This window comes from Algoriphagus machipongonensis (assembly GCF_000166275.1).
In the GTDB taxonomy this organism is placed as follows: domain Bacteria; phylum Bacteroidota; class Bacteroidia; order Cytophagales; family Cyclobacteriaceae; genus Algoriphagus; species Algoriphagus machipongonensis.
Genome location: NZ_CM001023.1, coordinates 3,612,738 through 3,624,604, shown reverse-complemented (window position 1 = coordinate 3,624,604; position 11,867 = coordinate 3,612,738). Strand labels below are relative to the sequence as shown.

The 11,867-nt window shown below is 37.9% G+C and carries 11 protein-coding genes; 9 read left to right on the top strand and 2 right to left on the bottom strand.

From position 1 onward, the window contains the following. Positions 1–19: 19 nt before the first annotated feature. Positions 20–1,288, bottom strand: coding sequence for a glutamyl-tRNA reductase (gene hemA, locus ALPR1_RS15235; RefSeq protein ID WP_008202012.1), 1,269 nt, complete (start codon positions 1,286–1,288; stop codon positions 20–22). Between the two features lie 208 nt (positions 1,289–1,496). Between hemA and ALPR1_RS15230 the strand changes: the two genes are divergently transcribed. Continuing rightward, positions 1,497–2,177 carry a ComEA family DNA-binding protein gene (locus tag ALPR1_RS15230; protein WP_008202011.1) on the top strand — a complete coding sequence of 227 codons (681 nt, stop codon included), beginning with the start codon at positions 1,497–1,499 and terminating at the stop codon, positions 2,175–2,177. Here ALPR1_RS15230 and ALPR1_RS15225 read toward each other — a convergent pair. After that, positions 2,162–3,826: an amidohydrolase gene (locus ALPR1_RS15225; RefSeq protein WP_008202009.1), complete on the bottom strand. Its 1,665-nt coding sequence runs from the start codon at positions 3,824–3,826 to the stop codon at positions 2,162–2,164. The two genes, ALPR1_RS15230 and ALPR1_RS15225, sit on opposite strands and share 16 nt — an antisense overlap. Positions 3,827–3,853: 27 nt before the next feature. On the opposite strand from ALPR1_RS15225, the gene ALPR1_RS15220 reads away from it, so the two are divergent. The 8 genes from ALPR1_RS15220 to ALPR1_RS15185 all read left to right on the top strand — a co-directional run bounded on the left by ALPR1_RS15220 (position 3,854) and on the right by ALPR1_RS15185 (position 11,861). Beyond that, a complete protein-coding gene (locus tag ALPR1_RS15220) occupies positions 3,854–4,327 on the top strand; it encodes a type I restriction enzyme HsdR N-terminal domain-containing protein (protein ID WP_008202007.1) in 474 nt (157 codons plus the stop codon). A gap of 62 nt (positions 4,328–4,389) precedes the next feature. Beyond that, positions 4,390–5,103 carry a Crp/Fnr family transcriptional regulator gene (locus ALPR1_RS15215; protein WP_008202005.1) on the top strand — a complete coding sequence of 238 codons (714 nt, stop codon included), beginning with the start codon at positions 4,390–4,392 and terminating at the stop codon, positions 5,101–5,103. Between the two features lie 36 nt (positions 5,104–5,139). After that, positions 5,140–5,655 (top strand): rhodanese-like domain-containing protein, encoded by a 516-nt coding sequence (locus ALPR1_RS15210; RefSeq protein ID WP_237701559.1) that lies wholly within the window; start codon positions 5,140–5,142, stop codon positions 5,653–5,655. Positions 5,656–5,945: 290 nt separating this feature from the next. After that, the gene (locus ALPR1_RS15205) at positions 5,946–6,746 is read left to right on the top strand and encodes a DUF547 domain-containing protein (protein ID WP_008202002.1); all 801 of its coding nucleotides are present in this window, start codon (positions 5,946–5,948) and stop codon (positions 6,744–6,746) included. Positions 6,747–6,794: 48 nt separating this feature from the next. After that, positions 6,795–8,150 (top strand): NAD(P)/FAD-dependent oxidoreductase, encoded by a 1,356-nt coding sequence (locus ALPR1_RS15200; protein ID WP_008202000.1) that lies wholly within the window; start codon positions 6,795–6,797, stop codon positions 8,148–8,150. After that, positions 8,147–9,691, top strand: coding sequence for a 4Fe-4S binding protein (locus tag ALPR1_RS15195; protein WP_008201998.1), 1,545 nt, complete (start codon positions 8,147–8,149; stop codon positions 9,689–9,691). The genes ALPR1_RS15200 and ALPR1_RS15195 overlap by 4 nt, the downstream gene beginning before the upstream one ends. Further along, positions 9,692–11,161 carry a cellulose synthase family protein gene (locus ALPR1_RS15190; protein ID WP_008201997.1) on the top strand — a complete coding sequence of 490 codons (1,470 nt, stop codon included), beginning with the start codon at positions 9,692–9,694 and terminating at the stop codon, positions 11,159–11,161. After that, positions 11,151–11,861, top strand: coding sequence for a glycosyltransferase family 2 protein (locus tag ALPR1_RS15185; protein ID WP_008201996.1), 711 nt, complete (start codon positions 11,151–11,153; stop codon positions 11,859–11,861). Before ALPR1_RS15190 ends, ALPR1_RS15185 begins: the two co-directional genes overlap by 11 nt. The last annotated feature ends 6 nt before the right edge of the window (positions 11,862–11,867 follow it).

Sequence of the window (11,867 nt, the reverse complement as noted above, 5' to 3'; positions counted from 1 at the left end):
TTTTGCTTTAATCTCTTATTTATTTCTTGGTGTTAACCTGATCCAAGTCAAATAGATCTGAAATAAACTCGATCATTTCTTCCGCTTGATCTCTTTGGCAGGCAGCCCTCAGCTGTACTACTGGAACTTTAAGGATTTTTTGCATCATGCTTTTTGTAATCTTATCGATAACAGCATATTCCTTTTTATCAGCATTCTTGAGGTATCTACTTAATTCTTCTAAGCGGATTTGTTCTAAAGTTTGCTTTAACTTATTGATGGTAGGGGATACCATCATTTCTTTCTTCCAGTTATAAAACTCCTCTATGCTTTCGGCAATGATATCCTCAACCAATGGAATAGCTGCCAGTCTTTTTTCTAATGCTTCAGAAGTTTTACTTCTAATGTTGTCTACATTGTATAAGATCACTCCAGGAACATCCTCTACCGAAGTATCGATACTTCTCGGTACAGATAAGTCAACTAACAGTTTGTAGCTTTTTATATCAAATTGCTTGACCAAATCCTTGGTGATGAAAGGTTCATTTTTCATGATGGAGCAGATGATAACATCTGCCTCTTTCATTGCGTCAAAGCTATTTTCAAAATCAATTACTTCAAACCCTAATGGACCCGCAATTTCTTCTGCTTTGGATCGTGTCCTATTTGTGACTTTCACCTTCGCATTTGGGAGGTAGACCATGTTTTTGGCAACATCCTCACCAATTTCACCAACTCCGATTAAAAGTATTCTCGGTTGGTAGATATTCGTTGTAAGACTTTCAATTAGCTCTATTGCCGCATATGAGAGAGATGCCGCACCTTCTCTAAAGGCTGTCTCCTGCACGATTCTCTTATTGGTAAAGAATACGGTGTGCATCAATCTATGTAAAAATGGCCCCGCCATTTCTAAATCTGCAGATGCCTGATAGGCTCTTTTTACTTGATTAGAAATCTGGATATCTCCAACCACTTGTGCCTCTAAGCCCATAGATACTCTAAACAAATGGGAAATGGCAGCTCTATCTTCGTTGTAGATTTTAAAGTACTCAAGATAATTCACCACATCTGGAAGGCCTTTTTCTAAACCTACCAACTTGATGATTTCGGTACTTAAATCTAAATCATGACTGTAATAAACCTCAGTTCTGTTACATGTGGATAGGACAAGCACATCTGTCAAGCTAAAGAAATCTTTTAGCTTCAATAGAATGCGCTCTATTTCCTGATCACTGAGAGCTATAATTTCTCGGATCTGAACAGGTGCGGTTTTATGTGATAAACTTAAAGCTCTGAACTTGATTTGCATGGGTACAAGTCTTGCCTCACAAATTTAATAGACGAGTTCTTGGGAACAGCCTTTTTTACTGGAGGATCTATTAATTTGGAATCTGTCTAAATAAAATCCATCTATTTGAGTTACAAATGTCTTGATTTTTGCTTTCAGAAACCAATATTCTTAAATTATGACTGATTGAAAGTTTCAATCAATGTGATTTACTTTAATTTTTTTGAAAATGAAAGGCAAGATTTTTTACTGGCTTAAATCTTACTTGGGTTTTTCCAACAAAGAATCCAGAGGTTTTCTGTTTTTGATACCTTTTCTGAGTCTTTTAATCGTTGTTCCTACATTTCTAGAGCATGTAAGAAAAGAAAAGGCAAAAGAGTTCCATTTAAATTATATAGAGAAAATAGACTCTCTAGAATCAGCTGGAGTTAATTTAATCAGCTCGCCCGATCCTTTGTTTAATACCCAAGATACGATAAGAACTCCTGATAAGACCGCGCAACAGGAAAACTTAAGACGTATTTCCATTTTGGAAGCTGATTCAGTGACTCTACAAATTGTACCTGGAATTGGGCCAAGTCTCGCTAGTCGGATTATAAAGTACCAACATCAACTTGGAGGTTTTCACAGCCCAAACCAACTTTTGGAAGTTTATGGATTAAAAGAAGAGACCGTCCAAGAGATTTGGAATTACTTTGAGTTTGAACCACTCATCTCAAAAAGAATAAATCTCAACAGCTCAGAAATTACCGAATTAGCAAAACATCCTTACATATCCTATTCAGAGGCAAAAGTGCTTGTTGCCTACAGAAATCAACATGGGGATTACGAAACTGCCGATGATTTACTCAATATCAAGATTTTTAAACCCAGCTGGGTTGAGAAAATCAATCCTTACTTAGCCTTTTGATAGACTGTTTCTCCACCCACAATAGTACTCCAGATGGGTAAGTCTCTTAGATTTTCAGATTTTTCAAGCATCAAATCATTTTCCATGATGACCAAATCAGCCAATTTTCCGGGTTCTATACTCCCTTTTAGATCTTCTTCAAAATTGGCATAGGCAGCCCAAATAGTCATTCCCTTTAAAGCTTCCTCTCGGGTAAGTTTGTTTTCTGTTTGAAAACCTTCATCAGGCCAATTGTTTTGATCTTTTCTAGCGACAGCAGCATGAAAGCCATAAATAGGATTGATGAATTCTACCGGGAAATCACTGCCTAAAGCAATCATGTCATTCTGATCAAGCAACTCTTTGTAGATATATGCATGCTTAACTCTTTCTGGTCCCAATCTCTGTTCTGCCCAATACATGTCGGAGGTTGCATGAGTAGGCTGAACGGAAGGGATGATACTAAACTCAGCAAATTTTGGAACATCTTCAGGATTTACCACCTGCGCATGCTCAATCCTCCAACGCAAATCATTTTTTCCTTTAAGGACCTTTGCATAAATATCCAATAAGACCCTGTTTGCAGAATCTCCAATACAATGGGTGTTCATCTGGAAACCATGTTCATGAAATTGATTGGCAAGATTTTCGAAATCTTCGATCTTACTTAGTAGAAACCCTGTTTCATCAGGTTTATCAGAGTAAGGCTTTAATAAAGCTGCGCCTCGGGAACCCAAAGCTCCATCTCCATAAACTTTAAAGCTTCTGACTGTCAAGTGATCGTTTTGATAGGGACCTTTGTCAAAAAAATACTCCATATTTTCCGGGCTTGGAGCCACCATGGCATATATCCTCATTTTCAATGAGGAGTCTTGGTGCATTTTTTCATAGAGCTGAATGGTCTTTTTGTCCAATCCAGCATCTACCACTGAAGTGAGGCCTACGGCAAAACAATTTTCTTGTGCTGCTAATAAAGCTTGTCTTGCTTGCTCTTCCGAAGTTTGAGGAATTTTTTCACTGACTAAGTCAATGGCATTATCAATCAATACACCGGTGGTTTTTCCATTTTTTACAATTACACTTCCTCCAAGCATTTTGGTGCTAGCATTGACTCCGCCAATGCTAAGTGCTTTTTGGTTTGCTAAAGCCGCATGTCCATCAATTCTGGTTAACAAAACAGGTCTTTCTGAAATCAATTCATCCAATTCCTCTCGACTTGGGAATTCTTGACCTTCCCATAAATTTTGGTCCCAGCCCGAACCCAAAATCCATTCTTCATCAGGGTGTGACTTTGCATAGTTTTCCACTCTCAATAGTACCTCATCAAATGATTTTGCACCCACTAAATCCACAACTCTTAGGCCTTCTCCATACCTGAAAAAGTGGGTGTGAGCATCTATAAAGCCCGGGTAAACTGTTTTTCCATCCAAGTCAATGGTATGGCTGGACTCATAGGAATTTAATATGTCATCCTGAGACCCCACAGAAACAAATTTCCCATCCTTGATTGCAATCGCTTCAGCAATCTCAAATTCTGGGTTGACAGTATAAATGGTGCCGCCATAATAAATGCTGTCTACTGTTGTTTTGGGATTTTGACAGGAGAAAAAGAAAGCGAAACTTCCTATCAATAAAAACGGGATTAACTTTACGTGACTCTTCAATTTCAGATGGGTTTAAATTCACATATTTGAAGGATGGATCAGGATCTAAATCGTGTACAACTGCCCAACCTTAATTTACCTCCTTTTGAGCCAAAGCTTCAGGAAGTGGATGGGAAATTAGGTATTTTTGATAGTCTCAGAAAGAAGTATTTGATTTTAACCCCAGAGGAATGGGTTAGACAGCATTGGATTAATTTTTTAATACATCATTTAGATTATCCGAAGGGATTGATTGTACTCGAAAGAGGTTTGGTTTACAATAAACTTCAAAAGAGGACAGACTTAGTGGTTTGGGACAAAGAGGGTAAACCTTACCTTCTGATTGAGTGCAAGGCCCCAAAAATAAAATTGAATCAAAAAACGATGCAACAGGCCTGCCTGTATAATCAAAAAATAAATGCTAAATATTTGATTATCACCAATGGTTTGAATCATTTGTGTTTGTCATGGGATGAGGGATCTGGTAAGTTTCAACAAATAAAGACATTCCCTGAACCTCCTAAATAATGCATTCTTTTATGATTATACTCAGTCTTTTTTTACCTTTTGGTCAAAATTACTAGGTTCCTATGAAGTCCCATTCAGCAAATACACCCTGTGAACTTTGTGCGAGCAGAAAGCATTCCATGTTATCGGATTTACCAGAGCAGCATGTTTGTAATATTTCTGAGAATAAAAACCTGATTTCGCATAGAAAGGGGCAGATACTGTATTACGAAGGAACCAAACCTCTAGGGATCTTTTGTATTAACTCAGGCGTAGTAAAAGTTTACAAAACAGCTTCCAACGGTAAAGAACAAATTTTGCATTTAGCGAAAGAAGGGGATTTTTTAGGTTACTCGGCTTTGCTTGGAGAAGAGAATTATTCAAACTCTGCCATGATTGTGGAGGATGCCAAAATCTGTTTTATTCCGAAAGAAACTTTCTTAGCTACCTTATTCAATAACACGCCATTTTTTAAGAGAATTACAAAAGCCCTAAGCCATGAACTTGGAATCATGGAGGAAAAGTTAACCGATGCGACACAAAAAAGTATTCGTGAAAGATTGGCTTTTGTGATTTTGCAGTTGGCAAGCTCTTACGGAGTAGATGGGGGAGAAACCCAGAAAATTGACTTGGTATTAAGTCGGGAAGAAATCGCTGGCATGGTAGGAACTGCGACAGAATCGGTGATTCGACTACTTTCCGAATTTAAAAAAGACAATTTAATTGAGTTGGAAGGCAAAAGAATCATCGTGAAAGATAAAAGAGGTCTGGCCCGTTTATCAGATTTTTACGCGTGATCTGAACCACAGCATTGTTTCGTAAGTTTACTGGGTATGAAAACTTCAATAAATCCCTTTCAATCAAAACGCCTACTGATACTTGCTGTTTTCATGTTTTTCATGACCAATTTCTCTTTCGGTCAATCCTTTGCCTACAAAACACTACTTTCTGGGCTGTATGACAATGAATTTCCTGTTTTAGCGCCTAACGAAATATCTGATTTGTCAAATTTCCAGATTTTGGATACCCGTGAAAAAGAAGAATATGAAGTTTCACATATTGAAGGCGCTCAATGGGTGGGCTTCGATACTTTTGATTTTGACAAAATCGACTCTCTGGATAAAGAAAAACCGGTTTTGGTTTATTGTACAGTGGGAGCTCGATCTCAAGAAATTGGTAAAAAACTTCAGGAAAACGGATTTAAGAAGGTGTTTAATTTATATGGAGGCATCATCCAATGGTCTAATGATGAAAAGCCATTGTATCATGAGGGGCTCACAACAAAAAAAGTACATACTTATTCCAAAGCTTGGGGGATATGGCTTACCAAAGGCGAAAAAGTATATTGATCATCCTAATGTCCTAGTCCTTTTGGTAAAGCTATTAACTTAAATTCAGTCATTTGAATAATATCATTTCTGAAAGCCCTATTCAAATAGCAAATTATATTAAGCGGGCATTAGGAGATGATGAAATCTGTCATTTGAATTACAAATGGGTTTTAAAAGCATGAATTTTAAATCTTTTATTCCTGATCACGTAAAACCAGACAGATGTTTAAGGTTTAGGTTACTGAACCTATCAATAACAGATTCATAGTTTCAATACTCACCTTTTGAGGAAAATAGCACAAAGACTTATGACTAATTACAAAACATATTTATTCAGCATCCTGGCGCTTTTCTTTCTTTCTTGCCAAAATTCAAATTCGGAATCAAATGGGAAAGAAAATGTTTCTGGAAATGCAAGGAGTGAAATTGCTCCACCAAGCCATCAAGCTTGGGATGACTTAGTTAGTCAATATGTAGACTCCAAAGGGATGGTTGATTACAAGGGCTTTTTAAAGGATAAAGCCAAACTCGATGCATATCTGAATACTTTAAGCAAGAATCCACCTGATAGAAACTCCTGGTCAAAAGATGAGCAAATGGCCTATTGGATAAACGCTTACAATGCTTTTACGGTGAAGTTAATTGTAGATAATTACCCAACTGAAAGTATTAAAGACCTGGGCCCAGCATTAAAAATTCCTTTGATCAGTGATGTTTGGCATTATAAGTTTTTTAAAATAGGTGGAGAGGAATTTAGCTTAGATGAAATCGAACATGGCATTCTTAGAAAAGAGTTTTCTGAGCCAAGAATTCATTTCGCAGTCAATTGTGCTTCTTTTTCATGCCCACCGCTACTTAATGAAGCATTTATGCCATCAACATTAAATGAACAGCTAGAAAAGCAGGCAGTTGCATTTATTAATGATGGAGTGAGAAATAAGATCAGTAAAAATTCAGTTGAGATTTCTTCTATTTTTTCCTGGTTTAAGGGTGATTTCACGAAAAATGGAAAATTGATCGACTTCTTAAATAAGTATAGTAAAGTCAAGATTGACTCAAAAGCTAAAATCAGTTATTTGGATTACGATTGGTCTCTTAACGAACAATAATTGTATCTTTTATTTCTGATCCATCAAAACTAGACTTACGTTTATTCCATGAAAAGCAATCGCCACGTTGCCATAATTGGCAATGGGATTTCCGGAGTGACCTGTGCTCGTCAACTTAGGAAGTTGGATGACAATGTGCGCATCACCCTCATATCTGGAGAATCTAAATATTTTTTTTCCAGAACTGCCCTCATGTATGTTTTTATGGGACATATGAAGTTTGAGCACACTCAACCTTATGAACCTTGGTTTTGGGAGAAAAACAGAATCGATTTAAAAGAAGATTGGGTAAATGAAGTGGATTTTGAAAACAGCACTCTGAATTTCCAATCTGGAGAAAGCCTAGCCTATGATGACTTAGTCATTGCCACTGGTTCCAAACCTAATAAATTTGGTTGGCCAGGAGAGGATTTGCAAGGTGTTCAGGGGCTTTACTCCAAGCAAGACTTGGAATCCATGGAGAAAATTACGGAAAAAGGTGTCAATAGGGCAATCATTGTAGGAGGAGGTTTGATAGGAATTGAGATGGCAGAAATGCTTTCATATAAAAAAATCCCAGTCACTTTTTTGGTTAGAGAAAAACGGTTTTGGGATAATATTTTGCCCAAAGAAGAAGCTGAGTTAGTGGGCAGACATATTCTCGAACACCATATTGACTTGAAGTTGGATACAGAATTGAAGGAAATTCAGTCCAATCAGAATGGGCAGGTGAAATCCGTGATTACTTCTGCCGGTGAGGAAATTCAATGTCAGTTTGTTGGATTAACTGCTGGGGTAAAACCTAATGTTGATTTTCTTCGAGAAACGGACTTAGAAGTCAACAGAGGTGTGAAAGTAGACTCTTATTTTCGTACTAATATTCCAAATGTCTATGCAATAGGTGATTGCGCAGAATTTCATGAAGCTCCAGGAGAAGACAGGAAAACTGTAGAACAGGTTTGGTATACAGGCAGAATGCATGGAGAAACTTTAGCCTATACCATAAATGGAAAACCAACAGCCTATCAACCTGGAGTTTGGTTTAACTCAGCCAAGTTTTTGGATATAGAATATCAAACCTATGGAACTGTCCCTCCGCAATGGAAAGAGGATGAGGTCAACTCCTTTTATTGGGAAGCTCCTAACGGAAAAGTTGCTTTTCGGATGCTTTCAGCCAAAGATGGAAGGATTCTAGGCGTCAATAATTTTGGTTTCAGATTGGATCATGCATTTTTCGATAAAGCAATTAAGGGAAAATGGCAAGCCGATCAAGTGATATCAAAATTGCAAAAAGGGATGTTTGATCCTGAGTTTTTTGCTCCATACCATATTGAAATTCAAAAGGCCTATCAAAAGGCCAGTGGACGGACTGTTCAAATAGCAAAGAAATCATTTATTCAAAAATTGTTTGGAGCTAGCGTATGAAACTGATACAAAAAATAGGGCTAATCTTGTTTTTAGTGGGGATCACGGTTTTTACAGTTCTTCCTTTTCTTGGGAATTATACCCTGACCGAAACTCAGGTTCGAGAGAATACCAAAGACATTCACACTGAGAAAATGATTGAAATTTTGGCTCCTATGTATGGCCAGAAATATTCATCCAATTTTTCTTTTTTAACTGATTTCAATAAACATTTTAACGAGTACAATGATCAACTGAAAGACCAGGCACTTTGGGATCAGGTTATTTGGGATGATTATAGTTTTCCCTTGGCCAAAACAGCACTTGCTAGCCCCGTATCAGATAATCCCTGGTTATTTCTGTTTTTATCGGTCGGTTTAGCAGCCTTGGGTGGATTGCTTTACAATCTTCCTAAGTATCAGGGTGAACCTGAAGGAGTGAAAAACAATGGTGTTTTCAAGTCCTCAATGAAAAACAGAGGTTGGATGGGAATGCTCACCGGAGCTTATTTGATCTTGTTTTATGTGATCCTTTATTGGTTTCCAGCCTACCTAGTCAACTTGGTTGCGATGGTAGATCCTCTGAGTGTGATACTAAGTGGAAACCCGGCGAGTCAATGGTTTCTGTATGGGTTTATCTATACGCTGGCCATTATCGTGATGGGAGTAAGGATGTTTAGAAAATACCGCGGCAATAAATATCAGCAATTGAGAACTGCCTCGGTCATGTTTTTTCAGACGGCTTTTGCCTTTTTGATCCCTGAGATTCTTGTCCTTTTTAACCAGCCCTATTTCGATTTTAAAAATATTTGGCCACTAGATTATGACTTCTTTTATGACTACCAAATTGATACATTCTTAAGTTCTGGTGGCGTTGGTATGTTCATGTTGATCTGGGGGATATTACTGATTATCATAGGCGTTCCTTTGTTTACATATTTTTTTGGAAAACGATGGTATTGCTCCTGGGTCTGTGGATGTGGAGGTTTGGCAGAAACCGTTGGGGACCCTTACAGACAGCTATCTGATAAAAGCCTAAAAGCTTGGAAATACGAACGCTATATTATTCATGGTGTATTGGTTCTGGCAGTTGGAATGACCCTTTTGACCATAGTAAATTATTTCTCAGGCTTTGCTCTTTTGGGAAATGTTACGAACCAACTACATTCGTTCTATGGTTTTGCCATTGGATCTGTTTTCGCAGGAGTGGTAGGGACAGGATTTTATCCATTTATGGGAAACCGGGTTTGGTGTAGATTTGGATGTCCTTTGGCAGCCTACCTCGGTATAGTACAGCGATTCAAATCCCGATTTAGAATTACGACAAATGGTGGGCAATGTATTTCATGTGGAAATTGCTCTACCTATTGTGAAATGGGAATTGATGTTCGTTGGTATGCGCAAAGAGGCCAGAATATTGTCAGATCAAGTTGTGTTGGCTGTGGTGTTTGTTCCTCCGTTTGCCCAAGAGGAGTATTGAAATTAGAAAATGGGTCAGAAGAAGGCCGAATCAATGAATTGCCCATTATTATTGGAAATGATTCCATTAAGTTGAATAATTAAATGATCTTTATTTACCTGTTAATAGGGATATATACCCTTGGCTTGCTGTTTATTTTTATTTACAGTCTGGCCCAGGGGAATTTGCTTTGGAATTTTTGGAAAGCAAGAAAATGGCTGGCTTCCACGCCCATGAAAGAGATGGACACTTGGCCCAAAGTAACTGTACAGCTCCCCATTTTTAATGAACTCTATGTAGTAGATAGGTTGATCGAAGCCGCTGCCAATTTAAATTATCCCAAAGAGCTGCTTGAAATTCAGCTTCTGGATGATAGCACGGATGAAACAGTAGATTTGATTCAAGAGAAAATAAAGAATTATCCTGAAGTCAATTTCCAATACATTCATAGACAAGATAGAGTTGGGTTTAAAGCTGGAGCTTTGAAAGAAGGTTTGGTGAATGCAGAAGGTGAGTTCATTGCAATTTTTGATGCTGACTTTGTCCCAGATCCTGATTTTTTATTGAAAACACTGCCTTATTTTTCTTCCGAAAAGGTAGGGATGGTCCAAAGTAGATGGACTCATCTCAATAGAAGTTATTCTCTTTTGACAAGACTACAGGCCTTTGCATTAGACGCGCATTTCCTGATAGAACAAATGGGAAGAAATTATCAGCATGCTTTTATCAATTTTAATGGAACCGGGGGTGTATGGCGAAAATCCTGCATTCTAGATTCTGGAAATTGGCATGATGATACCTTAACAGAAGATTTGGATTTAAGTTATAGAGCGCAACGCAAGGGTTGGGAATTTATTTATAGGCCGGAAATTGAATCTCCTGCAGAGTTGCCTCCAATCATGTCGGCAGTGAAATCTCAGCAATTTCGATGGACAAAAGGTGGAGCAGAATGTGCTCGAAAACACATTTCCGGAGTGATGAGTCAGAAGCTTCCTTTTAGAGTAAAATTTCATGCTTTTGCACATTTGTTCAATAGCAGCATTTTTATTGCGATTTTGCTGGTTAGTTTAAGCAGCATTGGTGTTTGGTGGGCAGGAATAAAGGGGATGATCCCTGAGCGCCTATTTCAATTGGCGGGAATATTTATGATTGGATTTGTGATTATTGCTGGGGTTTACTTAGTGAGTTATTTTTATGCAAGGAGGTCTTTTTTGAAAAGTCTGGGACAGGTTTTTTGGCAATTACCAATATTCCTTTCTGTTTCCATGGCTTTGTCACTTCATAATTCACAAGCTGTTTGGGAGGGTTTGACAGGTAAAAAGTCTCCTTTCATTCGAACGCCTAAATTCAATTTGGAAAGCGGAAAACAAGGTCTTCGTAATAACTTATATATAAAGTTCAAAATCCCCGCCACAACCTATTTTGAAGGACTTTTGGCTCTTTTGTTTTGGGGTATGGTGTTTTTACATATTCAATGGGGAACCATACAAATGCTTCCATTTCATTTGATGTTAGCCTTTGGCTATAGTTTAGTATTTATTACCTCATTTAAAGCATATAGTCTTGGAAAATAAACTGTTGGATAGAAATTCAGCTATCGTTGACGTAATCATCCCAGCTTATAATGAAGAGAAATCTATTCCGAAAGTAATAGCTGAAATTCCTGAGTTTGTCAGAAATGTGGTTGTGGCAAACAATAATTCTACGGATAACACCAAGAAGGCAGCCGAAGATGCAGGAGCTATGGTCGTATTTGAACCCCAAAAAGGCTACGGAAGAGCTTGTCTGACGGCAATGGACTGGGTGAAATCTCAGGATATTCAGCCGGATATTGTGGTTTTTTTAGATGGAGATTACAGCGATTATCCCGAGGAAATGACAGATTTGGTTCAGCCTATTTTGGAAGGAAAAGCTGATATGGTGATTGGCTCAAGGGCAAAAGGACAAAAAGAATCTGGATCGATGACCTTTCCACAGGTATTTGGAAACTGGTTAGCTACGACCATGATGAAGTATATTCAAAAAGCTGATTATTCTGATTTGGGGCCTTTTAGAGCTATTATTTGGTCGAAATTATTGGATCTGAATATGGTAGATCAAAATTTTGGTTGGACCATTGAGATGCAGATTAAGGCACATAAGAAGGGGCTACGTTATACAGAAGTCCCTGTGAACTATCGAAAGAGAATAGGAGTTTCGAAAGTAAGTGGAACAGTCAAAGGTGTTTTTGGTGCGGGATACAAAATAATTTTTACGATTTTTAAATATTGGTAAATACTT